The organism is Kouleothrix sp., assembly GCF_046328425.1.
Taxonomy (GTDB): Bacteria; Chloroflexota; Chloroflexia; order Chloroflexales; family Roseiflexaceae; genus Kouleothrix.
On sequence record NZ_JAXLWP010000019.1, the window covers coordinates 56,790 to 83,785 of the forward strand.

The window sequence follows — 26,996 nt, forward strand, 5'->3', positions numbered from 1 at the left end:
GTCGAACGTAGCCATCATTGCGCGAAAGGCGATCCAGCGCTATGCTCAACCGATCGTCGATCCTGTACATCGAAGATAATGCCGACAACCAGCGGCTGGTGCGCCGCATCCTCGAGGCGCGCGGCTACACGGTGATGCTGGCGAGCGATGGCCCGGACGGCCTGGCGCAGGCGCGCGAGTCGCACCCCTCGCTGGTGCTGGTCGATATCAACATCCCTGGCCTCGATGGCTACGAGACCACCACGCGGCTGCGCGGGATGGAGCACTTGCGCGAGGTGCCGATCGTCGCGGTGACGGCCGATAGCCGCAGCGGCGCGCGCGAGCGTTCGCTGGTGGCAGGCTGCGACGGGTACATCACCAAGCCGATCGACCCGCGCACGCTGCCCGAGCAGCTTCAGGAGTTCATCGCCGGCAAGCGCGAGGCGCTGCCGCATGGCGCCGAGGCGGCGCTGCTGCGCGAGTACAACCACAAGCTCGTCGAGCGGCTTGAGCACCAGGTGCGCGAGCTGATGGCCGCCAATGCCGAGCTGCAGGTGCTCGACCAGCTCAAAAGCCAGTTCCTGGCCACGCTCTCGCACGAGCTGCGTACGCCGCTTACGTCGATCCTCGGCTACCTCGACCTGTTTGAGCGCGGCACGCTCGGCCCGCTCAGCGAGGCTCAGAGCCAGGCGATCGATGTCGTGGCGCGCAATGCGCACATGCTGACGCGCCAGCTCAACAACCTGCTGTACCTGCAGGAGGTGCGCTCGTCGCAGATCCGGCGCGTGCCGGTGTCGATCTACGACATGATGCTGCGCCTGCTCGCCGAGTGCCGGGCGCGCGCCGCCAGCCTGGGCGTCCGGCTCGAGAGCATGCTCCAGCCGACGCAGCCCTACCTTGGCGACGCGATGGCGCTTGAGCAGGCGTTTCGCAACCTGCTCGACAACGCCCTGAAGTTTACGCCGCACGGCGGCTACATTCGGGTGGCGCTGCACGACGACGCATCGCGCCTGATTGTGCGCGTAGAAGACAGCGGCATCGGCATCCCGGCCGAGGCGATCGAGCGGATCTTCGTGCCGTTCTACCAGGTCGACTCGTCGCTGGCGCGGCCGCATTCGGGCGCGGGGCTGGGCCTGGCGATCGTGAAGCATGTGATCGAGGCGCACGACGGCTTTGTGAGCGTGCGCAGCGCGCCAGGCGCCGGCAGCGCGTTTACGCTGGTGCTGCTCAGGCAGCTCAGCGCCGCGCGATCGGCAGAAACAGCGGGTTGAGCGCCGAGCTGTAGTCGATCGGCAGGTCGCTGCCCTGCACAATCCCCAGCCTGTTGGCGGCGCTGTAGATCTGCGGCGTGATGCCAGGGAACACGCTGCCAAGCTTGCCGTTGCCCAGCTGGCGCACCACAACCTCGCTCAGCACCCTGCGGAAGTCGGTTGTGATCCGCAGATCCTCGCGCTGGTCGAGGTTTTCGTCTTGCAGGCCCGGCCAGGTGCCGTACACTTTGCCGCCGTTCACCTGCCCGCCCAGCACCAGCATCACATTGCCGTGGCCGTGGTCGGTGCCGTTGCTCAGGTTTTTGCCGAGCCGCCGGCCGAACTCGCTCATCACTACCACCGTCAGCTTGCCCTGGTAGGCGGGCAGGTCGTTGTAGAATGCGCTCAGGCCCTGCGCCAGCGTGGCGGTAAGGCGGTAGAACGGCCCCCAGGTATCGTTGACGCCCTCGCTCTCGTGGTGATCCCATCCGCCAAAATCCACCGTCGCGATGCGCAAGCCCAGGTCGAGCTTGATCATCTGCGCCACCGTCTGCAGCGAGTCGCCGAAGCTGCCCTCGGGGTATGTGGTGGTGGGGGTGTAGGCCGCGGTGCCGGCGAGCGCCTTGATCGTTTCGACCGTGCGCGCCCCCGCCTGCTGCACGAGGTCGCCGCCGCTGTAGAACGTGCCCAGCGTCTTGAGCATCGCGTCTTTGTAGCGCGTGTCGGGGTTGGCGGTGTAGTGCCAGGGGCCGCTCAGGCTGTAGCTGCCGGGGTCGGTGACGGCGGCGGCGTTTGGCTCGCCCAGCAGCGACACCGGCGCGGCCGGCGATGCCGCCAGCGATGGCAGCAGGCCGTCGGGGTGGGTGCACTGCAGGTGGCGCGCAAGCCAGCCGCTCGACATATTCTTGTTGTCGGGCGTCCCGCGCTCGATGTAGTCCATGGCGTCGAAATGGCTGCGGGTGTCGTTGTCGAGGCCGCAGGCGTGCACGATCGCCAGGTGGCCCTGGTCGTACAGGTCTTTCAGCGGCGCGGCGTTGGGGTGCAGGCCCAGGCTGCTGTCGAAGGTCGGGTTCTGCGGGGCGATTGGCAGAGCTCCGCTCAGCGCGATCCCGTCTTTGGATGCATCGCCGCGCTTGGCGACGTAGATCGGGTTGTCGTAGGGCGACACCAGGCTGAGGCCATCGCAGCCGCCGCGCAGAAACACCATCACCAGCATATTGTCGTTGGCGGCGGCGGCAGCGCGCGGGTCGGCGAACACCAGGTTGCCCACCCGGCCGCCGGCCATTGCGGCAATCGCCGCGCTGCAGCCGATCAGAAACTGTCGTCGGGTTGTCATGGGTTGATGCCCTTTCGCGTGCGAGTTGTATGCCGGTTAGCGAACCTGGAAGTCGGGCGACATCGCGAGCAGCTGCACCGTCGCCGCGATCCGCTCGCTGATGATCTGGCTGTTGTTTGGCTCACCGTTCATCGGCCTGGGCGGCTGGGTCGGGTCGCCGCCGAGCGCCTTCTGGGCCAGGAAGTCGATCAGGGCTGTGCGCACGGCCGGCGTGATGCTGAAGCCGCACAGCTTGCCGATCCAGCTGTCGACGATCTGGATGCAGCTGCCGCCGGGCACGTCGGCGTCGGTCTGTGCGCGCAGGTCGAGCGCGACATTGCCGCCCCATGGCTGGGTGATCAGATAGGGCAGGTTCCAGCGCCAGAGCATGCCGTTGGTATTGGCCCAGTACGAGGCCACATCGGGGAAGCCGGTGGGCGTGGGCCATTCGAACAGCCGGTGGCCGGCGGCGCCGTACAGCCACAGCAGGCTGCCCCAGTAGTCGCCGTCGTTGGGGTTGGGCAGCAGCTCGTCGATCGGCAGCTCGGCGCCGGTGGCGCGCAGGTACGATACGACGAGCTCGAACGGGCGCTTGACCTTTTTGCCCCAGGTGGTCGCGAAAGCGTCGGACAGCAGGATGGTGCGAACCACGCGCTTGATCTGGTCGGGCGCGGCGATGTTGTTCATCCAGGTGGCCACGGCGGCCTCGACGACACTGCCCGGCGGCTCGTCGCCAATCAGGCGGCGGCACAGCTTGCCGCAGATATGGCGCGCGGTGCCGGGGTGCGCGCACAGCAGGTCGAACACCTGCTTGCCGTCGTTGATGCCCTGGTTGTAGGGGAAGTTGACGCCCAGCACAATCTTCAACGCGTTGTCGTGCCAGTCGTTGTAGAACAAGAACGTGCCGTCGTCGGGGTTGGGGTGCTCCCAGTGGCCATTGTTGAGCGTCCAGCCGCTGAGGCAGCGCGCGGCCTCGTAGACATCGCGGTCGATATAGCCGCGCACATAGGTTTGGCCGTTGTAGGTGATCGTGCCGACGCTGCCGCGGTCGTCGTAGAACTTCAGGTAATTGTCGGAGCCGAGCGTGTGCAGCTCGAACAGCTCGCGGGCGTAGTTTTCGTTGCCGCCCTCGCCGCCGCCGGCTTTGTTGCTGACGTTGTCGAGGTAGTACTGCATTGCCACGCTTTTGGCCACTTCTTCGAGCATTGCGCGGAAGTTGCCGAGGCAGTTGGCGCGCATGATCCGGTCGTAGAGCGGGAACGTGGCGGCGATCGTGGCATCGGCGTACGCGTTGACGTTGAAGTGGTTGTGCCAGAAGTCGACGAGCAGCTCGTTCAGCTGGCGGCGGCTGTATGTCGCGCGCAGCCAGGTGGCCACGCGCACCTCTTCGAACGGGCGCACGCGCTCGCTCCAGGGCTGGTAGGGCGCCACGCCACGGGCGCGCGGCCACAGCTCGGCGATCGTCTGGCTCAGCGTGCCAAGCGGCGCGGCCTCGTTGCGCGCCGGGTAGCTCTTGGCCGGGTCGGGGTCGGTGTTGGCGTCGTACTGGATCTTGAGGCGCGCGGCGGCCAGGCGCGCGTCGCAGGCGCTGTCGTCGATTGCGGCCGGGTTGAGCTGCTGCTCGACATACGCCGCCAGGCGGGCGCTATCGCTGGCGCCCAGCGCGTTGAACGCGGCGACATCGCCTTTGCGCGGGCCAAAGCCCATGCGGTTGAGCGCGATCTGCGCGAGCGGCGGGGCTGTGCCGGCGAGCTGCGGCGCCGCGCCGGCCACGGGGATGGGATCAAACAGAGAGGCGGCCGGTATGGCCGCGCCAAGCGTCGCCGCGCTGGCGAGAAATCCTCGTCGCGATACAGCCATAGCGTTCACTACTTTCACGAATGAGCGGGCAACCGGTGTAGCTGTAGTCTAAGGGCTGTATGGCACCCTCGGCAATAGTTCCAAAGTACCACTGCTATGTTCACAAAAACGATGACCCCTCGTTGGCATGGGTATGCCACCGAGCGCATCAGGAGGCGATCGGTGGCGGGAAGAACCGGCTCGGGTTATTCATCTTGGGAACTATTTGGCCGTGAAACAAAGATAACAGTTTTGAGAGCTTGCGCGCCTCGGCGCGCAAGCAGCTGCCGGCCGAAGCGGCGCGGGCGGCCATGGCCGGCGGCTTCTCGCCGACAGCGTGCGTGCGGTGGCGCGCCGCAGGCCTACACCAGCGCGAGCTCGTTGTCGGTGGCGTTCTTGCGCGCCAGCTGGCGCAGGATGTCGCCGCGCGCGATGATGCCGATCAGGCGGCCGTCGCGCAGCACCGGGATGCGCTTGAGGTTCGCCTTCACCATGAGCCAGGCCACCTCCTCGGCGTCCTCGTTCGAATTGACGCAGATCACGTCGCTGGTCATCACGTCGGCCGCGGTGTGCTGGCGCGCGGCCTCGTAGATCTCGTCGAGCTGGCGCGGGTTGACCCAGCGCTTGAACATGGTCGGGATCTTCACCGCCGAAAACGGGATGCCCTTGTCCTTGACGAACAGGTCGCGCTCGGTGACGATGCCGAGCACGCGGCGCTGCTGATCGACCACCGGCACGCCGCCGATGTTGTGCTGGATCAGCAGGCCGGCGATCGTCTCGACGCTGGTATCGGCGCGCACAGTTACGACGTTCGGGTTCATGATCTCGAATGCCTTCATCGCGGTGCTCCTTTTTACATTTTTCTGGCGCCGTCAGGCGGCCAGTGACGCGCAGAAAACGGTGAACAACACCAGGTAGGCCAGCTTCTCGGCCACGCGCACGATCCGATCGTTGCGGCCGGCGCGCTCGCGGCCAGGGTGCGCCACCGGCGTGCGCTGGCGCAATCTCGCGGTGTACATATGCTCGTCCCCTTGCTCATGCGCTAGTGGTGGGCGTGGAGATTGCTGTGCCGGCGTGTGCGAGGCCCTGCCACCAAACCTCTTGAATGGGCTTAGTGTAGCAGTCGGGCAGCGCCGGCACCAGAGAAAGAGTTCCCGATGAGCACGGGGAAGTTTGCCCGGCGTGCGGAAAAGAGGGTGGAGCGCCGGCAGGGCATGGCCAGCCGGCGCTCGCTTTGCGGCGGGCGTCAGGCCGTCGCGGCGCTGGCCTGGCGCGTCGTGCCGGCGTACAGCAGGCCGATCGCGCCAAGCAGCAGCAGCGCGCCGAGCAGCCCGAGCGGGCCAAGCTGCTCGCCGAACAACAGCCAGGCCAGCCCGGTCGAGGTGAGCGGCTCGATCAGCGTTGCGATGGTGGCGACGGTGGCAGTGATATGGCGGATGCCGGCCAGGAACAGTACGTAGGCCAGCGCGGTTGGCACCAGGCCGAGGTGCAGCAGCAGCGCCCAGCCGGCCAGGGGATAGTGGATGGCCAGGCCGGTGGCGAGCGCGAACGGCAGCAGCAGCAGGGTGCCAGCGGCGAAGCCAATGCTGATTGGCTGGAGCGGGTGGTAGCGCCCGGCGAGCGTGCGGCTACATAGGGTAATCGCGCTGTAGCCGAGCGCCGAGCACAGCGCCAGCAGCACGCCGATAGCCTGCCCGCTGGTCCCGTGCTCGGGCCTGACCCACACCAGCATCACCGTGCCTGTCAGCGCCGCGCCAAGCGCCAGCAGCGTCGGCCGGCCAAGGCGCTCGCGCAGCAGCAGCGCCGAGAACAGCGCCACCATCACCGGGGCAGTGCAGAGCGTGATCAGCACGGCGATTGCCACGCCGACGCGCGCAATCGCGGCAAAGTAGCACACCTGGTACAGCGCCATCGCCACGCCCATCAGCATCATGAACGCCAGGTCGCGCCGGGGGATGCGCAGCATGCGCGCGCCCAGCACCCGCCAGCAGGCCGCGAAGAGCACCGGGGTGGAGATCAGCAGCCGGAAGAAGCCGATCGACAGCGCGTTGGTGTCGGCGAGCTGGTAGAGCGACTTGGTGGCGACGCCGACGGTGCCCCACATCACCGCGGCGAGGAGTATCATCAGCAGGCCGCGCCGGCTATCGGCGCGCGCTTCGGTGTTCGAGCTCATGGTTTCGATCCTTTGCCTCAGTAGAACGAATACGTTTCTGGCAGGTTCTTATTTAGCGTGCGGTTGTTCCGCGCGGAGCGCGAAACAACCTCTCGCTCGCCGCAGGCTCAATCCCGCGGCTTCAGGGCGCGGAATAATGCAAGCGCGTAAGTCCTACGCTCTGTTAGACGGCTCGGAGCAGCGTGCGTTTTCTCGCGCGTAGCGCTGAAGGGCGCACATGCGCGGTGCAACCGCGTCTGTTCCAGGCTCATCTGGCGATCGTGAGGGGCAGGATCGAGGCAACACAAAGCCGGGCCCTAGCGGCCCGTTCGAGGGAATGCCGACCCGCCCGCTAGTGGCTGCGGGCGGCTGGTGGGGGCAGAATACTGAAGCGTGTGCGTGGCATGGTTGTTCCTATCATTGTTTCGTGCGGCGTATCATACCACATGTTCGCGCGCCGGCTGCAGCCGGCGCGCGGACAGCAGGGCTCGTGCAACGTCTAGGCAGCCCTGTCGAACAGCAGCGCAGCGGCGATTGGCGGCACGATCGCCAGCGCGGCCTGCATCAGCGCGGGGCTGGCGTTAAGACGCAATGGCTCGGCCAGGAGCAGCACCAGCGCCGCGCCGGCGACGCTGCCAGCCAGGCAGCGCCAGTAGGCGCCGCGCCCGCGCAGGCGCCGGCCTGCAGCAAACACGCCGAGCGAGGCGCCGAGCACATAGCCAGCCATCCCGCCCACCACGGCGCCTACCAGGTCGCCCCAGCCGCCATTGGTGCCGGCGAAGAGCCTGGCCGCCAGCAGCCCGGCCAGCGCGCCAAACGCCAGGCCGGCGACGCAGCCCGCCAGCGCTTCGATGAGCACGCGCACGGCGGGAGCCAGCTTCGAACTTTTGGTTTGGGTTGTCATATGATCTCAATTCTAACTTCTTGTCGCTCAATCGACATACGTGGTCGTCGTTTTTGCCTTCGTGCAGGCTATCACACATTCGAACCGGGGTTGACGAAAGACCGAAGACAAAAGACGGCGCTGATGCGTCTTCGGTCTTTCTCCTTCATCCTGAAACTCGGCTCGAACCTGCGGTAGCCTGTACTGAGTACATTCGAACCGGGGTTGATGAAAGACCGAAGACAAAAGACGGCGCTGATGCGTCTTCGGTCTTTCGTCCTTCATTCTGAAACTCGGCTCGAACCTGCGGTAGCCTGTACTGAGTACATTGTCATGCTGAACGAAGCTCCGCCCGCTCCATATGGATCAGACGCGCCTGTGCGCCGGGCGGTTCCGGAATCGCGGCACAGAAGCTGCATTGCGTCGCTTAGTAGCAAGCTCGCACGCGCCTTCCCATATGAAGTCCAGCGCGGGCGAGCGCAACCGAAAGGGGCGTTATGGAAGCAACAAACGAAACAGTGCTCTATCGCGGCGGCGAGGCCACCGTCACGAACCGGCGAGTAACGATCGGCGGCCGCGAGTACCCGCTGGGCAGCATGCGCGCGGTGTCGGTGCTGCGCCCGGTGCTGCGCCGCTCGTATGGCGTGGTGGCGCTGGCGGTCGGCGTGCTGCTGACGGTCGTCGGCTATATTGTGTGGAATGGCGTGCTGCTCTCGCCGATGGTTGGCGGGATCGCGCTGATCATCGCCGGGCTGGTGATCCTCGTCGCCGCCCGCGAGCGCTACACCGTGCGCCTGCACGAGCAGAGCGGCGCGGTGCTGGCGCTCGAGCTGCCCGACGACGAGCAGATGCGCCGGGTTGCCGACGCGATCAGCTCGGCGCTGAGCCAGGAAGCCGCGCCTGCTCGCTAGCACCCTGCCGCTCAGATAGCGTCGGCGAAGCGGGCGAGCACGCCGTACAGCTGCACCAGGCTGTCGATCGACACCCACTCGTCGTCGGAGTGCAGCCCGGCGCCGACCGGGCCGAAGCACACCGCCGGAATGCGCTTCTCGCTGTAGAAGCGCGCGTCGGAGGCGAAGTGCTCGCGGTACATCCGCGCGGGCTCGCCGCACTCGGCCGCGACGCACTCGGCCAGGCGGCGCACCAGCGGATGCTCGGGGCTGGTGTCGAGCGGCGACCCGCAGCGGGTCATGGTCACCTTGCCGTCGAAGCACTGCTGAATGCCGGCGACGATCTGGTCGGGCCGATCCTCGGGCACGTGGCGCACGTCGAACGTCAGCCGCACATCTTCGGGCAGGCGGTTCTTGGCGGTGCCGCCCTGCACGATCGTCGGCACCACAGTGGTAAGCCAGGCCGGCTCGTCGGGGATGGGGAAGCGCTGCTCGAGCGCCACCAGGCCATCGCGCAGCGCGGCGATCGCGTTCACGCCGTCCCACGGGCGCGAGCCGTGCGCCGGCTTGCCGGGCAGGCTGGCCTCGATCCACAGCACGCCCTTCTGGGCGTAGCAGATCTGCATATCGGTGGGCTCGGCGGCGAGGAAGAACTCGCAGCCCCAGCCCTGCTCGGCCAGGTAGCCAGTGCCATTCTCGCCGCCGATCTCCTCGTCGCTCACGAACATAAAGCCGACATCGGGCGGCGCCGCGCGCGTCGCCAGGTCGCGCAGCAGGCGCAGCAGCACCGCGCCCGAGCCCTTCATGTCCTGGCTGGCGCGGCCGTAGATCCGTCCGTCGCGCACGGCCGGGCTGAACTGCTCGGCGCGCGCCGGCACCACATCGAGGTGCGCGTTCAGCATCAGCGCGGGGGCGCGCGTGTCGCGCAGGGTGACGATCAGGCTGGGCTTGCCGGCGCGCTCGGCGCGGTGCACGAACACGCCTGGCGTGGCGCGGGCGTAGCGCTCGGCGTAGTCGATCACCGCCGCCAGCTGGTCGGGCCGGTCGTCGGTCGAGGGGATGGCGATCAGCTCGCACGCCAGCCGCACCAGATCATCGCGCAATGATGTATAGCTCACGGTTCACGCTTCCTTTGCTATTTCCAGTCGATCGGCCGGCTCGCAGGCGAGCGAGGGCGCAAGCTGCGCGCACTACGGCTCGACATACATTGGATTGCTAAACAGCCAGGGCTTGCCGTGGCGGTAGCCCTCGAGCCGGTAGACGCCAGGCTCGCGCACCTGGTAGTGAAATGGGCGGCTGCTGCGAGCGGCGAGCCGCCCGTTGCCGATCAGTCGCAGCTCGGTGCCGCTGCCCGCGTCGGCGGCAATGGCGAGCCCGCCCGCGCCGAGGCGCGGCGTGTCGCCAATTTCGTAGCGCTCGTCGCCGCGCCGCGCGTAGAAGCCGAGCTGCGGGCAGGCGCCGCTGCGGCGGTTGAGGAAGTACGAGCGGCCAGCGGCCAGCGCGCCATACACCTGGTCGATCGCGGCGCGCGCGTCGGCGGCGAGCGGCTCGGAGAGCAGCAGATAGTTCGTGAGCGTGCCGAACGTCCACTGGTAGGGAAACACCTCGATCTCGCCCCAGGGCGCGCGGCGCTTGATCGCGTGCACATCGACGCCGCCGACGCCGAAGGTGCGCTTGCCGGCGATATTCAGCCGATCCCACCAAGCCAGCGTCTCGCGGGTCGGGCCGCCCATGCCGAGCTGCGGCAGGAAGTACAGCAGCTCCTTGTTGCGCCGGGTGAGGTGCTCGCCCCAATCGCTCAGGTGGTTCCACAGCTCGATCCCCACCGGGCGGCCGGTGCGCTCGCGCGGCCCATCGACGCTCCAGTCGTCCCAGCGGTAGATATCCTTGAAATCGTTTTTGACGCGCTCGTCGGGGTGGGCAATGATACCGAAGCCACCGCGGGCGTACACCGCGTCGACGAAATCCTGGGGCGCGAGCGTATTATCGATCACCTCGTCGACGTTGAGCGCCAGGAAGTGGTTGCGGTCGGGGGTGATCTCGTGGTCGACGATCACCAGCACGCCGTCGACCCAGCCCTCGGAGGGTTGGCCGGCGAGGGTGTCGTGGTCGGTGACGATGATCCAGCGCAGGCCGGCGGCGCGCGCGGCGCGGGCGAGGTCTTCGACCGTGCCCGAGCCGTCGGAGAAGGTTGTGTGCATGTGCAGCGCGCCGGGGTAGTAGTGCGTCACGGCGGGCGACTCCTTGGTTGCTGGTTGGCGGTTGGTAGGTGGGTGCCAGTATACCATAGGCTGCGCGCATGGCTGCTTTGGGGCCTGTGCAGCCCTGCTTGCCCGTAACTGCTTCGGTGGCTACGTGCCCCCGCGCCCCGCTCGCTCGAGACTGCTTCGGGGCCTGTGCGGCCCCGCGCCCCGCTCGCTCCAGACTGCTTCGGGGCCTGTGCGGCCCCGCGCCCCGCTCGCTCCAGACTGCTCCGGGGCCTGTGCGGCCTCAAAGGGTTTCACTTGACAAAAGGAGGTGGTCAGGACGCCAACTTTTGGTATGATCACGCGTGCCAAGACCTGATCAGCCAAAGGAGGAATCCATGCCCACCTCACCGCTGTATGATAGCACGTCCCAAGCAGTTGACCGCGCAGCTGCCAAATGCGCTCGCCAGCCAGATCGAAACCCTGGCGTTGCTGGTGGTCGCGAGTAGCCAAAGTGTCTCGGCCCAAATTGGGAAACTTGCCCGAGCGATGCCGCTGGACACCACCCAAGCCGCCAAAGAACAACGCATTCGGCGCTTGCTCGATAACGAGCGTATCACGCAGGAGGAACACTATCAGCCGGTCGCCAAACTGGCGCTCCACGGCGCGGAAAGGGCAGCGGAGTGCAACTGCTGATCGGTACCGTCCTGCTGCGCGATATCCACAACATTCTGGTGGTAAGCATCGGTTTTCGCCGACGCTCGCTCCCATTAGCCTGGCTTGCGTTGCCCCATCGCGGACAGAGTGGATTGGCTGACCAAAAGAAGCTTCTGGGCTCCGCGCTGGCGCTCCGTATTGCCCGAACAGGTGCGCGTAGGCATATCCACGGCGATAAGTGAGTTCCGCAGCCAGGAGCTGTTTGCCTGGGTGCGCGAGCGCGGCCATGATGGTTGTTGGGCCATCCTGGGCTTACGCTGTTCGCGCTCACCCCAGATGGTGATGCGACGGCGCTTTCGAAGTGGCTGCCCAATCGCGACACGGTTGCCTATCTCAATGGCGTGTATCTGACCGAGGAACGCGATTGGGCCGGTGAATATCCTGGCTTGGTGGGCCAAAGATACCGAGGGCAAACCAATCGTGCATGCGGTGATGACAAACCTGCCGGCGAATTGGCAGACCTACCGGCATGGCGGTCGGCGCATGTGGATCGAGACGGTCTTTCGTGACTGGCAGAGCGGGGGCTTTCACCTGGATGAGAGCGGCGTCACTGACCGCAGGCGGTTTTGCGCGTTATTGTTGCTGCCACTGGTGATTGCATATGTGTGGCTGGTCGCAGTCAGGCGCTGGGTCGTAAAGCGTGGCTACCGTCATTTGGTCGATGATGGTGCGGCGCGCAGCTGGAAGTACAGCCTGTTTCAGATTGGTGTGGCCTGGAAGGAGCGCTTGGGGAGTTACACCCAAGCGCTGCCAATGGTCTGGATTCTGTACCGGTAATCCTCCCATGGACTGATACCCTTTGAGGAGCGCCTATGCGCCCCTGCGGCTCCGCTCGCTCCAGACTGCTTCGGGGCCTGTGCGGCCCCGCGCCCGCGGCAGGGGGGCTGCCGCCAGCCCCCTGCACCCCGCCGCTGGGGCGAAGCCCCAGACCCCGTAATACATGCCGCCTCAGATGCAAGGCCAGTGGCACGTGCCTCGTGGCGCAAAATAACCGGTTTTGTTTGCCCTGAGGACATGATCGTATCACATTGCTTGCTGGTACGGCATTCTTTGAACCGGGAGAAGGTTATAGGAAAACCGGCAGGGTTTTGGATGCGGGGGCCGGGGGCGCTGCGCCCCGGGCGACGGTGAATCCACGAGGCGTGGAAGGAGCGAAGAGGAGAGCGCGAGCAAGCCTATGCGGGGGGCCGGGGGGCGCAGCGCCCCTGATGGCAAACCCACGAGGGCGTGGAAAAGGGAGCGAAGAGGAAGCGCGAGCAAGCCTATGCGGGGGGCCGGGGGCGCAGCGCCCCCGGAATGACGAACGCACGAGGCGTGGAAGGAGCGAAGAGGAAGCGCGAGCAAGCCTATGCGGGGGGCCGGGGGCGCAGCGCCCGGAATGACAAACCCACGAGGCGTGGAAGGAGCGAAGAGGAAGCGCGAGCAAGCCTATGCGGGGGGCCGGGGGCGCAGCGCGCGACATGTGAACGCACGAGGCGTGGAAGGAGCGAAGAGGAAGCGCGAGCAAGCCTATGCAGGGGGCCGGGGGCGCAGCGCCCCGGAATGGCGAACGCACGAGGCGTGGAAGGAGCGAAGAGGAAGCGCGAGCAAGCCTATGCGGGGGGCCGGGGGCGCAGCGCCCCGATCGCTGGTACAATACCCCCTGCACCGATGCCCTGATGAGCATCGCTCATCCTCGGAAAAGGAGCCTCCTATGCGTTCGCTTCGCATCATATCGCTGCTGGCGCTGCTGCTGCTTGGCGGCTGCGGCGTGCTTGGGCAGGCGCAGCCCACGCCAGCGCCAATTATTCTGATCGCCACGCCCACCGTCGCCGCGCCGGCGCCGCCCGCCACCGCGGCCCAGCCGGGCGCGCCAACCGCCGCGCCTGCCGCGCAGCCCACGCTCGCGGCCGGCCAGCCCGCCCCCACCGTCGCGCCCGACAGCCCCTCCAAGGGCACGGTCACATTCGCGTTCGACGCCTTCCCGACCTACTACCCCGGCATTCTGATCGAGGTCGGCGGGCTGCTGAAGAAGCGCGGCTACGACCTGAAGCTAGTGCCGTTCGGCCTCGAGGGGCCGGCGCCCTCCGAGGACGAGCGCTGGGCCAAGCTCAAGAGCGGCGAGTGGGACGTGCTCGCCACCACGCTTGACGGCGTGGCCAAGCAGTCCGACCCGGCGATTGGCGCGATCACTGCGGTGATCGACGAGAGCGCCGGCGCCGACAAGCTGGTGGCCAAGCCCGAGATTACGACGATCAATGCGCTGAAGGGCAAGCGCATCGCCTTTAGCCAGGGAAGCGTCGGCGAGTACTTCCTGTACTACGCGCTGAGCCTGGCTGGCCTCGGCCCGCAGGACGTGACGCTGGTGGCCAAGCCCGAGGTGGCCGACGCGGTGAAGGCCTACACCGGCGGCGATGCCGACGCGGTCTCGGCCTGGGAGCCCGACGTGCTCGACGCCGAAGGCGCCGGCGCGAAGGTGGTGATCGCCTCCGACAAGCTGCGCGCCATCCTCGACGTGCTGGTGGCGGCGCGGCCGGCGCTTGCCAGCAAGCCCGAGGCCATCCAGGCGTTCCACGATGCCTGGTTCGAGGCGCTGAAGGCGATGATCGACACGCCCGCGCAGGCCGAGCAGTCGCTGATCGGCTGGGGGCACGCCGACTGGACGTTTGTGTCGAAGCCGGGCGACATGGCCGCCAGCCTCGAGAAGCTGGCGCAGGCCACGCTGAACGCCAACCAGATCGCCTTCCAGCGGCCGCAGCTGATCACCAGCCGGCTCCAGGAGGCCCAGGGCGTCTGGGCGCGCGCCGGCCAGGCGCCGCCGCAGATCGACCTGAGCCAGCTGGTCGATACGCGCTTTGTGCTCGGGTCGTCGCGCGAAAGTGGCCTGTTCTCCACCGAGCCGCCGGTCAATAGCTCGTTCCTGCTCACCGCCAAAGTCGATCTGCCGCAGCTCTCGAGCGAGGAGCAGCAGAACGCTGCCGAGGTGGTGAAGCTGCCGCTCGAGAAGATCGACTTCCAGCCCGAGAGCACGCGCCTGACCGACCAGGCCACCAAAGATCTGACCGAGCAGGTGCTCCCGGTGCTGCGGTCGTCGCGGCTGTACCTCAAGATCGAGGGCAGCGCGGCCTGGCCCGGCCCCGCCGGGCGCTTCTCGCAGGAGGACATCCGCTCGTTCGCCGAGACGCGCGCCACCAGCGTGCAGCAGTTCCTGGCCCAGCAGGGCATCGATCCGAACCGGCTGCTGGTCGGTACGCTCGACCCGAAGTTCCCCAATAGCCTGAACGAGGCCGAGCTGGTGCAAGATCGGATTGTGCGCTTCACGCTTGTGACGACCGGCGGGCGGTAGCAGGCCGACGCGGCAGGGAGAGCGGAGCCGGCATCAGGACTGCCCCGCACTCTCTGCCGCGCGACCAAGTGGCAGAATGGCGCTCAATATAGACGAAAGCTTTCGCCCGCGCCTTGGCGCGCGCTGGCGCGCGACGCAGGTAGGCGGCGGGCGGCTGGCGCTGGTCGAAGAGGGGCTGCGGCTGGCGCTCGTCGGCGCGAGTGCCGCGCGCTACGCCGACGCGCAGATCGACGACTACGCCGGCATGGCGCGGCGCGATTTCCCCTGGCGCCCGCCCCTGCGCCTGCTGGTGCGCGCGCGTGCCTCGGGGCCGCTGCTGGGTACGGCCGGCTTTGGCTTCTGGAACAACCCGTTCTCGCCGCTGGGCGGCTGGCCGGCGCTGCCAGCGGCGATCTGGTTCTTCCACGCCTCCCCGCCGAGCGACATGCCATTGGCGCTGGGCGTGCCGGGCTACGGCTGGAAGGCCGCCTGCATCGACGCGACGACGCCGCGCGCGCTGGCCTGGTCGCCGCTGGCGCTGCCCGTCGCGCTTGCCAACCAGTCGGAGCGGATGCGGCGGCGGGTGTGGCCGCGCGTGCAGCGCGACCTGCGCATCGCCGAGGCGCCGATCGAGCCGCCCGGCGCGGAGTGGCGCGAGTACGCGATCGAGTGGCGCGAAGACGGCGCGCGCTTCGCGATCGACGGCCGCACCGTGCTCGCGACCGATCGCGCGCCGCGCGGGCCGCTCGGGTTTGTCGCCTGGGTCGATAACCAGTGGATGGTGGCGACGCCGCGCGGGCACTTCGGGTGGGGGCTGGTCGACGTGCCGGGCCAGTGGATGGATCTGGGGATGGTCAGCATTGAGATGTTAGGGCGTTGAGAGCTGCTGCGGGGCGCAGCGCCCCCGGCGCCTTTCTCGCGGCGCGCGCGCCCGGCAGGGAGAAGGCGCGCACGATGCGCGCCCTACGGGAAAGGCCGTGCCAGCGAGAACATCATTGGCTCGTGCCCCAGGGCAAACCAACACGTCATTCTGTGCCCTAAGGCATGCGCCACGGGCATCACAAATGAGACGGCATTCATTATGGGGCCTGGGGCAGCGCCGGGTACCCCCTGGGTGTCGGCGGGGTGCAGGGGGCTGGCGGCAGCCCCCTGCCGCGGGGCACGGGGGGCGCGCAGCCCCATCGCCAAGCGCGCGCTACAATCGCGGCGGCACTACGCCGACCTGGTCGAGATACTTGCCCTGCTTGTCGTCGTACGATATCTCGCACTGCTCGTCGCTCTCGAAGAACAGCACCTGGCCGATGCCCTCGTTGGCGTAGATCCGCGCCGGCAGCGGCGTGCTGTTCGAAAGCTCGAGCGTCACATAGCCGCGCCAGCCCGGCTCGAAGGGCGTGGTATTCACGATGATTCCGCAGTTGTGGACGAACACGCCGGCCGCGAGCGCGAAGTTGCCCGCCTCCGGAACCGTCAGGCAGTACACATCGTGATCGCCAGCGATCTCGCGAACGCTCACAACCTTGTGGTTGCGAGCCGGCCGCTGGCCCTTGAAGCGACCGCTGACCTCGGGGGAGCGCTCGAACACAGCGCGATCGAACTCGCGCAGCTGGGCTGCGCCGCTGCCCAAGCCGGTATGATCGAGCGCGGCGCGAATAGCTGGGCTGTGCTTGTGGGAGACGAAGTCCTCGCTGTAGCTGGCCTGGTTGTGCAGCTGGATATGCTCGCTCGCTGCCATACGCATGATATTCCAGGGAATAGCATTGCGCCGGTTGAAGTCGATATGGTGGCGGCGGGTGCCGGGCGTATCGGTATACGCGCCATTTCGCACATTCCACTCCTCGGCCATGCGGTGGGTCGGGTAGAGGTGCCCGTTGAGCGGCTGGTAGACCACTTCGTAGCCGCGCGCGAGCTGGCGATACAGCGGCATCAGCGAGTCGCCCGAGCGCAGCTCGCCGGCAGCGACCATGCGCCCATCCCGCATCAGGAACAGGTGATCGGGCGTGCAGAAGATCGCCTCGTCGTTGTCGATCTTCACTTCCACGAGCGAGTCGCGGCCGATATAGCGCGGGGCTTCGAGCAGCGAAACGATCATCCGGCCGTGCGGGCCGATACTGTAGCCCCAGAACATCTCGCCATCGCTGGCCCTGCGTGCCATCTCCTCCAAGGTGGGCGTCGTTCCGTCAACGAGCGCTACGCGCGTGTCTGCCCTAAAGCAGCGCGCGTACGTCGATTTTCCGAGGCAAATCGCCAAGACATTGCGCGGAATACGGAAGTACTCGACAGTTCGCGCCAGAGCGAACGAGTTTGGCGGAATATCACAGTAATCGGCGGTAATATCGACAAACGAGCGCGAATCGAAGTGCTTTGGGTCGACCAGTGTATTGAAGACGTTGGTAAAGACCTTGAACTCGTTGGCGATGCGCATATCATAGCCATACGACGACAGGCCGTACGAGATCACACCCTGGCGCACCTGGCTTTCGACGAACGGCTCGATCATGCCATGCTCTTGCGCCATGCGTCGAATCCAGCGGTCGGACTTGATGGTCACGGTCGACTCCTCTGTGCTGGGCGGTGAATCGCCGCATTATACCATCACTGGCGCGCGCCGATGTGCCGGCTGCTAGCTGGTGTCGGAGCGAGCACTCATCGGGTTTTGGGCGCGCCATAGATCTTTTCGAGATCGGTAGGGGAAGGTTCGCCCAGCACCGCGAGCGTATCGATCCCCTGGCGGATCACCAGCTTGAGCCGCCGCGCCAGGGCCACCAGCTCGGGCTGATCGAGCCGGGCGGCCTTGCGCGCCATCAGGTCGATGCCCAGAAGCAGCGCTGCGAAAACCTGGCGCAGCGAGTGCAGCGCCTGCGCCTTGGCGCCGTGCGCCATGCCGTTGGGCTGGCCGGCGCGGCGGCGGCGCTGCGCGACATACCAGCTGGCCGGGACGCCAACCAGCACGGTCACGAGGTCGGGCTGGCCGATCAGAAAGCGCGCGAACGACTCGTCGGTGGGCTCGGCCATGCTGAGCTTGCGGGCGCGCAGTACGATATAGATACCAGAGGCGCCGCTGATCACAAGCGGCGCCGCACGTTTGATCAATGGCATTTGCGGGATCACGCCAGCCTCCTTCGCTGCGAGAGACGCTGCCAAGCACTATTGCATAATCGGTGCCATGTTTTCTGGCGGTTTGCACAAGCGAGGTCATGCCACTACAATAGCGGCCCGAATTCAAATGCTTGGCGAGGATTGTACAGAATGACGGCAAGGAAACGCGTAACGATTGTCAACGACCACCCGGAATTTCTCGAGCTGCTGTCGGATTTCCTGGGCGAAGAAGGCTACGACGTAACCACGTTCCCGAAGCATCAGGGAGCGTTTGAGCAGATCAAAAGCAGCTGCCCCGACGTGGTGATCTGCGACTTGATGTTTGATAATCTGCCATCGGGATGGGCGCTGATCGATATGCTGTACCTCGACGCCGCGACGCGGCCCATCCCGGTTATTTTATGCTCGGCGGCGACGCGCTATGTCCAGGAGATCGCGCCCTCGCTCGCCGGCAAGGGTATCCGCTGGCTCGAGAAGCCGTTCGCGCTCGAGAAGCTGCTGGAGATCCTGGCCGAGATCGACACCGGCCCCGAGAGCAAGCTGCGCGAGCATAAGTAGCCGGCAAGGCGCTCAGCCGAGCTGTATGAGCCGCACCACCTCGGCGGCGCAGCCCCACGAGAGTGTGACGCCGGCGCCGCCGTGGCCGTAGTTGTGCACTACCAGCCCGGCTCCAACCGGCTCGCGCTCGAGCCGCACCGTCGGGCGGCCCGGCCGCAGCCCGACTTTATGCTCGAGGGCTGGCGCATCGGCGGCGCGTGCGTCAAGCGCGGCGCAGCGCGCGCGGATCGCCTCGGCGGTGGCCGCGTCGGGCGTGGTGTCGGCCTGGCCGTCTTCGGCCGTGCCGCCCAGGATGCAGTCGTCGGCGCGGGGGATGATGTACGCCACGCCGCGCGGGCCATAGTCGTCGAGCACGAAGCGGTCGAGCTCGCCGCGCGCCACGCGGAGCACCTGGCCGCGAATGGGGAACACGCTGCCGTCGGCGGCCAGCTCGCGCGCGCCCAGCCCGCTACAGTTCACCACCAGCGGGCACGCAGCCAGTGCCTCGGCCAGGCTGCCGAGCGTGCGCAGCTCGATGCGGCCGCCCAGGCTGGCGAAGCGCCGCTTCAGGTAGGCCAGGTAGATCGGCATGGTGATCACCGGCGCGTCGAACACGTAGCCGTCGACATAGCCCTCGGGCAGCTCGTCGGCGCGGGCGCGGCGGTAGCCCGGCACTGCCTCGCGCCACCACGGCTCGCCCACCGGCCAGGGGAACAGCTCGGAGCCGCCGCGCACCAGAATGCCGCTGGCCGGGTCGTGCCGCAGCGCCATAAACTCGTTGTAGCTCACGCGCGACCAGCCGACCACCAGCTGTTCGGGGTAGGCTTTGTAGGGGTACCACAGCGCCGCCGCCACGTTCGACACTGTCTGCTCGGGCATGTCGCGCGCCCAGATCCGCACACTGTAGCCGGCCTCGCGCAACCGGATCGCGCACGAGAGTCCCGACACGCCCGCTCCCACCACGATGACATCGGCCATGGAACCACTCCTGTCTCAATGCTGTACGATAGATCGTATGGCTTACGCAGCTGGCGCGCCCAGCCGAGGGCTGGGCGCCACTGCCGCGTACATTGCGATGCCCGACGAGGGCGAGACGCGCCGGCCCACCAGGGCGGGCTGGCCCAGCCCGGCCGCCGCCGCCAGGCTTGCCAGCGCGGCAAACGGCAGCGGGTAGGGCACGAAGCGCAGCGGCGCGGCCAGATCGTACTCGACCACGAGAAGCCGGCCGCCTGGCCGCAGGTAGCCGGCCAGCTGCCGCAGCACCGCCGGCTGGTCGGGCAGGAAATGCAGCAGGTTGGCGGCCAGCATGCCGTCGAGCGCCGCCAGGCCGAGCGGCCGGGTCGCATCGGCCTGGCGCGGCACGATCGTAGCGCCGGGCGGCGCGTTCGCCAGCCGGGCGCGCTGGCTTGCGATCGCCTTGCCATCGCGGTCGATCGCGTGGATTGTGCCGGCTGGGCCGAGCAGCTCGCGCAGCGCCCAGGTGAAGTTGCCGGTGCCGGCGCCGATATCGGCCCAGACGCCGCCTGGTGCGCCCACGCCACCACGGATCAGCGCCACCATCTCGCTATGCTCCATACACTGCTTCCTATGACACGACGTACGCGCTGCGCCTTTTGCCTTCGGCAGAGCGGTGCTTTTTCATGGATGGTGCTCAGATGGTGGCGCTTTGCGCGCACCTTCTGAGAAGCTGTTTGAATAGGGTGGTTTGGAGGACGAAGTCCCTCCGTTTCCACTTTTCTGGCGGGTGGCGGCCACATTCGTGGTCGCCACCCGCCAGAGTGCGAGGGCATAGCCCCTCGCGCACCTTTTCAAACAAGCTCTGAGCACAAAAGAAAGTACAGTACCATGCTGCCGCAGGCAGAGCAAGCCCATATCGCAGGTGACAGCCTAAGTTCCGCCTATGATACGACACGGGAGGCGCCTATTGTACTACGGCGACCGCACCTCACAGCCAGATGTGTTACCCCCTCACCTGACAGGGGAGGGGGGTAGGGGGAGGGGTCGAAAGACCTTGCACGAGCCCTGCGGCAGATCAGTGCAGCAGCAGGATCGCCAGCGTCGCGAGCAGCGCCAGGATCGCGGCGACTGCCCAGGCGTCGGGCGGGTGTAGCGGCTCGGGCGCGGCATGGCGTGCCGCATAGCTCTGCGCCAGGGCGCGGCGCAGCGCCGGCACGTCGGCGAAGCGCTCGGCCGGTGCGTCGGCGAGCGCCGGGGCCAGCGCCTGGCGCAGCTCGGGGCAGCGCACCGTGTCGAACAGCTCGCCGAGCACGTGGCCAAGCGCATAGACATCGCTGCGCGCGTCGAGCGGCTCGCTGAGCCACTGCTCGGGCGGCGCATACGGCGGGGTGCCCATCGCGGCGTCGAGCGCGGCCGGCTGGCCTACCCGCCGGGCCAGCCCAAAATCGAGCAGCGTCACGCGGTCGCCGGGCCGCACGATCACATTGTTCGGCTTGATGTCGGCGTGGACGATCCCGGCGCGGTGCAGCGCCTCGGCCGCCGCGCACAGGCTGCGGGCGATCGCCACGGCGCGCTCGCGCGACAGCGGCTCGTCTTCCAGCAGCGCGTCGAGCCGCTGGCCGCCGATGTAATCGAGCACCATGAAGTAGTCGCCGTGGTCGCGGATGAGGTCGTGCATCCGCGGCACCTGCGGGTGATCGATCGACTTGAGCAGCAGCGCCTCGGCCACGAACGCGCGCTGCGCTTCGGCGCGCGGCAGGCCGCCTGGCCGCAGCTGGGTAGACAGCCGCTTGATCGCCACGGGCACGCGCGTCCGCAGGTCGATCCCGCGATACACCGTGCTCAGGTTGGTGCTGGCCAGCATACGGGCAACCTGGTAGCGGCCGTTCAGCCGGAAGCTGGGCGGCAGCGGGTCGGGGTATGGGCGCTGCTCATTCGGCGTGCTAGCGAAAGGCTGTTCCATCGGAGTCCTCCAGTCCCCGGCGTATCGCCGGCAGGATCTTGTCGCCCCAATGAAGCTGTCGTCCTCGCTGTGCTGGCCTGGTGCGGAACAGCACAGCGATCGCGAAGCGTATGTGTGCTTCACGATCGCTGTGCGACTGCGGCAGATGCCGGGCTGGTGGTGTCGTTCGATCGATGAACCCTGGCTCACCAGCCGAGCATTGAGTCGAGCGCCGAGTATGGCGTGATCATCGTGAAGCGTAGCGTCCGGTCGGGCAGGGTCAGTATCAGCGTGCCGGTGTTCGAAAGCTTGCCGAACATCTGCTGCTCGTAGGTCAGGCCGCGCAGGCCTGGCAGGGCGTAGGTGGTGTGGCGCACGAACAGCAGCCGCAGCCGCCGCACCTTTACCCGGTCGTAGCGAATGGTGATCGTGTACATCCACCAGGATGTGACGTGCGCGGCGATCGCGCCGCCGAGCAGCACTGTGCCCAGCATGAACAGACCGAGGCTGTGCTGCCGCGTGCTGATTGCCCCCACCAGCACCAGCGCGCCGATCAACAGCGCCAGCCGCGGAACCAGCACCAGCGGGTGCCGCCGCAGTGTCAGTACTTGCTGCTGTGGTCGTGTTGCGACAAGTTGCATCTCAACCTCCTGTCGTATTCACCGGATCCTAACTACTTGCATATGTAGCATAGCCTAAAGCCGGGGCGCGCACATCAGCCCGCGACCGATCCCGCGCCTAGGTCGCAAGAACGACCTGGCCGCCCATCGCGGGCGGCCAGGTCGTTCGGAGTGCGCGCTGGTGCCTACCTACTGCTGCTTGCCGCCGTTGTGCAGCCGCACGTACGTAGGAATCTCGTGGCGGCTGTTCAGGTGCAGCTTGGCCAGAATGCTCGCCACGTGCGTTTTGACGGTTTTGATGCCAATCACCAGCTCTTTGGCGATCTCCTGGTTCGACTTGCGCTCGGCCAGCAGCTCGAGCACATCGCGCTCGCGCGGCGTCAGGCGCTCGGCGGGGGGGAGCGACTCTTGCTCGCGCTGGTGGTAGTCGCGGATCAGCTGGGCCACCAGCGGCCCATAGATCGCCTCGCCGCCGACTGTGCGGCAGATGGCGTCCACCAGCGGCGCGCCATCGTAGGAGTCGCCTTTGTTGATGTAGCCGTGCGCGCCGGCGCGCAGCGCGGCGAACAGCACCTTGGGCTCGTCGATGTAGCTCATCACCAGCACGCGCGGCGGCCGCGCCAGCGTGCGCAGCTGGCCGATCGCTTCCACGCCGTGCTCCCAGGCCGGCCGCGTGGCCACGCCGCTGCGCTGGGGCATCCGCAGGTCGAGCAGCACCAGGTCGGGCTGGCGCTGCCGCGCCTGTGCCAGCGTCTCCTCTGCGGTCGACGCCTCGCCGACCACGTGCACCTGCGCGACGAACGGCTCGAGCACCGCGCAGACGCCACGCCGGTACAGCAGGTGGTCGTCGGCCACGATGATGCGGATTATTCCAGGTTGATCATCCTGAGTCATAGCCCCTCTCCTTCAACGGCAGTTCTCCGGTAACGATCGTGCCGTGGCCGGGCGACGAGCGGACGCTGAGCTGGCCGCCGATCAGCGCCATGCGCTCGTGCATGATCTCGATCCCGCGATGCCGCCCGGCCGCTGATATGGCGCCGGGCTCGAACCCGCGCCCGTCGTCGCCGACGACGACCTGAATGCTGCTGTCGTCGCAGCGCACGCGGATGTGGATGGATTGCGCTTGAGCATGCTCGATTGCGTTCAGGGCCGCCTCGCGAATCAGCTGCAGCAGCGTGCGCGTCTGCGCTATCGGCAGCGGCGGCGGGTCGTCGATCTCCAGGCTGATCTTGCCGGCGTTGCTGCCTGCCAGGCGCTTCAGCTCGGCCTGAATGTGCTCGCGCAGCGCCGCGCTGTCGTAGCCGGCGGTCGAGAGATCTTTCAGCACGATGTCGACATCCGACAGAATGTTCCAGCCAATGCGCCGAATCTGGTGCAGGTGCGCTTCGGCCTGCTCGGGCGCCTCGATCATCGCGGCCGAGGCCGCGCGGCTGAACAAGATCATGCCGCGCACGCTCGACTTCACCGAGTCGTGCAGGTCGTACTCGAGCCGGCGGCGCTCCTGCTCGCGCGCCAGCGCGTCCGATGCGATGATCGCGGCCGACTGCTGTGCGAACAGCTCGATCGCCTGCCGGTCGTAGGCGCTGAACTGGTGCCGCTCGCGGTAGTTCACGCACAGCACCCCCAACAGGTTGCCCTGCGCCAGCAGCGGTACGCCCGCGAACGAGACGATCTTCTGCCGCTCGGCAAAGGTACGATGCCTTGTCGTAGGGTCGGCCGCAAGCTCGCCGCCGACCAGCCGCGCGTCGGTTTGCGCGTCGGGCTGGTAGTATGGCTCGCGCACCTGCGCGATATGCCGCACGATATTGTCGTGAGTGTCGTGCTGGTCGGGCTGGCTGAGCGGCAGCCGGCCGATGATCGTGCCGGCGTGGATCGGCCGCGCGAACGTGCCGTCGCGGTTGTTGAGCGCATACAGCAGCACAATGCTGGCGCCCAGCAGCTCGAGCGCCGAGCCGGCGATGCGGTCGAGCAGCGCCTGGGTCTCTTCCGGCCGCTGGCCTACGCGCATCTCGCAGCTGGCGGTATGCAGCCGCGCCATCAACTCGGCGTGATGCAGCTCGCGCTCATAGTACTGCGCATTCTGGATGGCCGCCGTCACTTCGCGCGCGTACTGCCTGAGTAGCTCAATTAGTAAACGTGCGACTTGGGTTTTTTCGCATTTGTAGTAGCCCGCTTCGAGTACGCCAATGCGGCCGAGCGGCACCCACACGCGTATCATCGACTCGTGATCGTAGCGTTGCCAGATCGCGCGGTCGAAGCGCTCGTCCCAATGGTCGATCACCTCGATCTTGCCGGTGCGCAGCACGTCGGCCAGAATGTCGGAGCTGCTCAGGGCGTGGCGCGAGTCGGCCACCCAGCCGGCAGCGACATGCTTACCGCGCACGGTGGTGATCGACTGGGTGTCTTCGTCCACCAGCGAGATCAGCGCAAACGAGAAGCCGAGCCGGTTGCACAGCGCGTCGAGCACGACATCAAGCACGTCGTTCAGTCGCAGGCGGTAGAGCGCGCGGTTGGCGCTGGCGTCGAGCAGCAGCCGGATGCTGGCATAGGCGCAGATCGGCCAGATGTGGTCGATCAGCTCGGCCAGCACGTGCTGCACGGCCTGCTGCTCGAAGCGGTTCGTCACGCCCAGCTCGAGCAGCACCACCGCCAGAGCCGGCCCTTCGCGGCCGGGCTGGCCGTAGATCGGCGCGGCCAGGCGCACTCCCTCGGGCCCGGCCGGCTCGCCGGCGATGTCGCGCGCGCGCGTGGCCTGTAGCGCCAGCGCGGCCTCGTGCGGCGCGGCGCTGGTGCCGTCGGGGCGCAGCAGCTGCGCCTGATCGTGCTCGAAGAAGTAGATCGCCTGGCCGCGCGCGCCCACCGCATTCGCGCACGCCGCGCTGATCGCCTGGCCCAGCGCGGCGCGGTCGTGCGCCAGCAGCGTCTGCTCGAGCAGCTGCTGCACCACCTGGTCGCGCGCGGCGGCGCCCTTCTTGGTGGTAATATCGACGCGCGCGAGGTAGTGCACCAGGAAGCTGGGCAGCAGCACCGCAAACACCCGTACCGCGCCCTCGCCAAGCACCCGCCAGGCATCCGGCGGGGCGCCCGCCAGCTCGAACAGGCGCGCCAGCGCCGCCAGCAGCGCGACCTCGGCCGCCACCAGCACATAGGCGCGCTGCGAGCAGTAGCGGCTGACGAGCAGCAGCGCGGGCAGGTACAGGATCCACAACGTGGTAGTTTGGCCGCGCGCCTCGAGCCAGAACAGCAGCGCCGTCACCGCCAGAATGCCAAGCTGCGCGCGCCAGAGCTGGTGCCGTGGGCGGTAGAACTGCGCCTCGTAGCGCGCCGGCATCCGTAGCCGCGCCAGCGCGTAGCCGCCATACAGCAGCGCCGCCAGCAGAATGACCGGCGTGGCGTCGACCAGCGGGAGGTGCGCCAGCAGCAGCCCGCCGGTGAGCAGCGCGACCATAAGCCGGTAGTGGTGCGCCAGAAACAGCGCCGGCTGCTTCAGCGCCGCGCGCCCGAAGTTGGCCTGAAGCAGCAAGCGGCTGATCGGCTGATGATCCATCGCGTTCTCCTTCAATTTCAAACAGCTTCTGAAAAGGTGGTGGGCAGAGCGCGATTGCTGATTGTCATGCCGGAAGCGAGGTAGCCGCAGGTTACCTGCGCTCAGTATAGGCCGGAGCAAGCGCCGCCGCATCGGCCTGCGACCGATCTACGCATCAGGGCCGGTGCAAAGCCAGGCCCTCTCTTCCTCCGCTCACGCGAACTCGGGCTTGACAACCCACCGGGCCCATGCTACGATCGCGTCGCTTATAGGGGGGAACAATGCCGGTATCGCGCGCGATAACCTATGCCGTGGAGTATTATTACCCCGTCACGGGGTAGTTGGCCTGCGCTCCACGCGTACCCGCGCAAGATCGTGAACCGACGTGGACACAGGTCCACGTTTTTTTGTGCCTGCCGGCGCTCCTTTTGTGTTTCTCGGCAGAGTGAGCCAGCGACGCGGTGGGGGTTTGCGGGCGGCAAAGCCGCCCCGAAAATCTCCTTTTTGGCCAGTCGTGGCCGCGACTGGCCAAAAAAAGAGATGATTTTGGGGGGCTTGCGCCCTTCAAGCCTCCCACGCGGTAGGACACCGCGTACCTCGTGTGAATGAGAGGACAACATCATGGATCACATTGACGAACTGCTGACGCGCGGCGTGGCCGAGGTGCTTGTCGAGGCCGATTTGCGGCGCAAGCTGGCCGGCAGCCGCCCGCTGCGCCTCAAGCAGGGCTTCGACCCGACCAAGCCCGATATGCACATCGGCCACGCGGTTGGCCTGCGCAAGCTGCGCAAGTTTCAGGATCTGGGCCACCAGGTCGTGCTGATCGTCGGCGATTGGACCGCCCAGATCGGCGACCCGAGCGGCCGCGACGAGACGCGCCCGCGCCTCACCGCCGATGTGGTGCGGCAGAACGCCGAGACGTACATGCAGCAGTTCTTCAAGGTGGTCGACCGCGACCGCACCGAGGTGCGCTGGCAGAGCGAGTGGTTCGGCACGTTCGACCTTGAGAAGGCGCTGAACCTGGCCGGGCGCTTCACGCTGGCCCAGATGCTGGCGCACGAGACGTTCCGCAAGCGCTACGAAGAGGGCGGCAAGCTCACCATCCTTGAGCTGATGTACCCCATGCTCCAGGGCTACGATTCGGTGATGGTGACGCCCGATGTCGAGTTCGGCGGCACCGACCAGAAGTTCAACAACTTGGCTGGCCGCGAGCTGATGGATCAGATGAGCATGGTGCCGCAGGACATCCTGCTGGTGCCGCTCATCCCTGGCACCGACGGCCGCAAGATGGGCAAGACGTTCAACAACACTGTCGACATTCTCATGCCGCCGTTTGAGATGTACAGCAAGGTGCTGTCGATGAGCGACGACGTGCTGCCGCTGTACTTCGAGGTGCTCACCGATGTGCCGCTGGCCGAGGTGGCCGAGATCCGCCAGGCGATCGCGGCAGGTAGCGCCAACCCGATGGAGTTTAAGATGCGGCTGGCGCGCGAGGTGGTGGCGCAGTTCCACTCCCCCGCCGACGCGCCGGCCGCCGAGGCCGAGTGGATCAAGCGCTTCCGCGAGCGCGAGATCCCCGAGGACATACCCGAGCACGCGATCAGCGCGCCGGCAAGCATCGTCGATATCATGGTCGACAGCAAGCTGGCGGCGAGCAAGAGCGAGGCGCGGCGGCTGATCGACGGCGGCGGTGTGCGCGTCGATGGCGAGAAGGTTGCGGGCTACGACCTGCTGCTGAGCCCCGGCAAGCCGGCGGTTGTACAGGTAGGCCGCCGTAAGTTCGTGCGGGTGCGCGGCGCCTAA

At 67.2% G+C, this 26,996-nt stretch carries 25 protein-coding genes; 9 read left to right on the forward strand and 16 right to left on the reverse strand.

The window, feature by feature from the left end; translation table 11 throughout:
- Window positions 1-41: 41 nt before the first annotated feature.
- Entirely contained in the window at window positions 42-1,250 is a 1,209-nt protein-coding gene (locus U0177_RS17965; protein ID WP_409572031.1) for an ATP-binding protein, read from the forward strand.
- Here U0177_RS17965 and U0177_RS17970 read toward each other — a convergent pair.
- The 6 genes from U0177_RS17970 to U0177_RS17995 all read right to left on the reverse strand — a co-directional run bounded on the left by U0177_RS17970 (window position 1,216) and on the right by U0177_RS17995 (window position 7,439).
- A complete protein-coding gene (locus U0177_RS17970; RefSeq protein WP_409572032.1) occupies window positions 1,216-2,565 on the reverse strand; it encodes a DUF1501 domain-containing protein in 1,350 nt (449 codons plus the stop codon). The genes U0177_RS17965 and U0177_RS17970 overlap by 35 nt on opposite strands.
- Window positions 2,566-2,601: 36 nt before the next feature.
- The gene (locus U0177_RS17975) at window positions 2,602-4,404 is read right to left on the reverse strand and encodes a DUF1800 domain-containing protein (RefSeq protein WP_409572033.1); all 1,803 of its coding nucleotides are present in this window, start codon (window positions 4,402-4,404) and stop codon (window positions 2,602-2,604) included.
- A 341-nt stretch (window positions 4,405-4,745) separates the two neighbouring features.
- Entirely contained in the window at window positions 4,746-5,222 is a 477-nt protein-coding gene (locus U0177_RS17980) for a CBS domain-containing protein (protein WP_409572034.1), read from the reverse strand.
- Between the two features lie 33 nt (window positions 5,223-5,255).
- A complete protein-coding gene (locus U0177_RS17985) occupies window positions 5,256-5,402 on the reverse strand; it encodes a hypothetical protein (protein ID WP_409572035.1) in 147 nt (48 codons plus the stop codon).
- A 227-nt stretch (window positions 5,403-5,629) separates the two neighbouring features.
- Window positions 5,630-6,556, reverse strand: a complete 927-nt coding sequence (locus U0177_RS17990; protein WP_409572036.1) for a DMT family transporter — start codon at window positions 6,554-6,556, stop codon at window positions 5,630-5,632.
- Window positions 6,557-7,034: 478 nt separating this feature from the next.
- The gene (locus U0177_RS17995) at window positions 7,035-7,439 is read right to left on the reverse strand and encodes a hypothetical protein (RefSeq protein ID WP_409572037.1); all 405 of its coding nucleotides are present in this window, start codon (window positions 7,437-7,439) and stop codon (window positions 7,035-7,037) included.
- A gap of 476 nt (window positions 7,440-7,915) precedes the next feature.
- Between U0177_RS17995 and U0177_RS18000 the strand changes: the two genes are divergently transcribed.
- Complete coding sequence (locus U0177_RS18000; protein ID WP_409572038.1) at window positions 7,916-8,329, forward strand: DUF6232 family protein; 414 nt, start codon at window positions 7,916-7,918, stop codon at window positions 8,327-8,329.
- 11 nt (window positions 8,330-8,340) lie between these two features.
- Here the strand turns inward: U0177_RS18000 and U0177_RS18005 are convergent, their stop codons facing one another.
- Together U0177_RS18005 and U0177_RS18010 are read right to left on the reverse strand one after the other, a co-directional pair.
- Window positions 8,341-9,426 (reverse strand): M20 family metallopeptidase, encoded by a 1,086-nt coding sequence (locus U0177_RS18005; RefSeq protein ID WP_409572039.1) that lies wholly within the window; start codon window positions 9,424-9,426, stop codon window positions 8,341-8,343.
- A 72-nt stretch (window positions 9,427-9,498) separates the two neighbouring features.
- Window positions 9,499-10,539: a CehA/McbA family metallohydrolase gene (locus tag U0177_RS18010; protein WP_409572040.1), complete on the reverse strand. Its 1,041-nt coding sequence runs from the start codon at window positions 10,537-10,539 to the stop codon at window positions 9,499-9,501.
- A 393-nt stretch (window positions 10,540-10,932) separates the two neighbouring features.
- Here U0177_RS18010 and U0177_RS18015 point away from each other — a divergent pair, with 393 nt between their 5' ends.
- The 5 genes from U0177_RS18015 (at window position 10,933) to U0177_RS18035 (ending at window position 15,395) form a co-directional block, all read left to right on the forward strand.
- Window positions 10,933-11,190: a hypothetical protein gene (locus U0177_RS18015; protein ID WP_409572041.1), complete on the forward strand. Its 258-nt coding sequence runs from the start codon at window positions 10,933-10,935 to the stop codon at window positions 11,188-11,190.
- Complete coding sequence (locus U0177_RS18020) at window positions 11,178-11,393, forward strand: hypothetical protein (protein ID WP_409572042.1); 216 nt, start codon at window positions 11,178-11,180, stop codon at window positions 11,391-11,393. The genes U0177_RS18015 and U0177_RS18020 overlap by 13 nt, the downstream gene beginning before the upstream one ends.
- A 190-nt stretch (window positions 11,394-11,583) precedes the next feature.
- Window positions 11,584-11,988, forward strand: a complete 405-nt coding sequence (locus tag U0177_RS18025; protein ID WP_409572043.1) for a hypothetical protein — start codon at window positions 11,584-11,586, stop codon at window positions 11,986-11,988.
- A gap of 916 nt (window positions 11,989-12,904) precedes the next feature.
- The gene (locus U0177_RS18030) at window positions 12,905-14,536 is read left to right on the forward strand and encodes an ABC transporter substrate-binding protein (protein ID WP_409572044.1); all 1,632 of its coding nucleotides are present in this window, start codon (window positions 12,905-12,907) and stop codon (window positions 14,534-14,536) included.
- Between the two features lie 76 nt (window positions 14,537-14,612).
- Window positions 14,613-15,395 (forward strand): hypothetical protein, encoded by a 783-nt coding sequence (locus tag U0177_RS18035; RefSeq protein ID WP_409572045.1) that lies wholly within the window; start codon window positions 14,613-14,615, stop codon window positions 15,393-15,395.
- 315 nt (window positions 15,396-15,710) lie between these two features.
- On the opposite strand, the gene U0177_RS18040 is transcribed toward U0177_RS18035, so the two are convergent.
- Both U0177_RS18040 and U0177_RS18045 read right to left on the reverse strand, forming a co-directional pair.
- Window positions 15,711-17,063 carry a dCTP deaminase domain-containing protein gene (locus U0177_RS18040; RefSeq protein WP_409572046.1) on the reverse strand — a complete coding sequence of 451 codons (1,353 nt, stop codon included), beginning with the start codon at window positions 17,061-17,063 and terminating at the stop codon, window positions 15,711-15,713.
- A gap of 95 nt (window positions 17,064-17,158) precedes the next feature.
- The gene (locus U0177_RS18045) at window positions 17,159-17,623 is read right to left on the reverse strand and encodes a hypothetical protein (protein WP_409572047.1); all 465 of its coding nucleotides are present in this window, start codon (window positions 17,621-17,623) and stop codon (window positions 17,159-17,161) included.
- Between the two features lie 138 nt (window positions 17,624-17,761).
- Here U0177_RS18045 and U0177_RS18050 point away from each other — a divergent pair, with 138 nt between their 5' ends.
- Complete coding sequence (locus U0177_RS18050; RefSeq protein ID WP_409572048.1) at window positions 17,762-18,169, forward strand: two-component system response regulator; 408 nt, start codon at window positions 17,762-17,764, stop codon at window positions 18,167-18,169.
- A gap of 12 nt (window positions 18,170-18,181) precedes the next feature.
- On the opposite strand, the gene U0177_RS18055 is transcribed toward U0177_RS18050, so the two are convergent.
- The 6 genes from U0177_RS18055 to U0177_RS18080 form a co-directional block, all read right to left on the reverse strand.
- The gene (locus tag U0177_RS18055) at window positions 18,182-19,126 is read right to left on the reverse strand and encodes an FAD-dependent oxidoreductase (protein ID WP_409572049.1); all 945 of its coding nucleotides are present in this window, start codon (window positions 19,124-19,126) and stop codon (window positions 18,182-18,184) included.
- 42 nt (window positions 19,127-19,168) lie between these two features.
- A complete protein-coding gene (locus U0177_RS18060) occupies window positions 19,169-19,723 on the reverse strand; it encodes a class I SAM-dependent methyltransferase (RefSeq protein WP_409572050.1) in 555 nt (184 codons plus the stop codon).
- Window positions 19,724-20,180: 457 nt separating this feature from the next.
- Window positions 20,181-21,068, reverse strand: coding sequence for a serine/threonine-protein kinase (locus U0177_RS18065; protein ID WP_409572051.1), 888 nt, complete (start codon window positions 21,066-21,068; stop codon window positions 20,181-20,183).
- Between the two features lie 185 nt (window positions 21,069-21,253).
- The gene (locus tag U0177_RS18070; protein WP_409572052.1) at window positions 21,254-21,688 is read right to left on the reverse strand and encodes a hypothetical protein; all 435 of its coding nucleotides are present in this window, start codon (window positions 21,686-21,688) and stop codon (window positions 21,254-21,256) included.
- A gap of 168 nt (window positions 21,689-21,856) precedes the next feature.
- Window positions 21,857-22,561, reverse strand: coding sequence for a response regulator (locus U0177_RS18075; RefSeq protein WP_409572053.1), 705 nt, complete (start codon window positions 22,559-22,561; stop codon window positions 21,857-21,859).
- The gene (locus tag U0177_RS18080) at window positions 22,548-25,214 is read right to left on the reverse strand and encodes a GAF domain-containing protein (RefSeq protein ID WP_409572054.1); all 2,667 of its coding nucleotides are present in this window, start codon (window positions 25,212-25,214) and stop codon (window positions 22,548-22,550) included. The genes U0177_RS18075 and U0177_RS18080 overlap by 14 nt, the downstream gene beginning before the upstream one ends.
- 600 nt (window positions 25,215-25,814) lie before the next feature.
- On the opposite strand from U0177_RS18080, the gene tyrS reads away from it, so the two are divergent.
- Window positions 25,815-26,996 carry a tyrosine--tRNA ligase gene (tyrS, locus tag U0177_RS18085; protein ID WP_409572055.1) on the forward strand — a complete coding sequence of 394 codons (1,182 nt, stop codon included), beginning with the start codon at window positions 25,815-25,817 and terminating at the stop codon, window positions 26,994-26,996.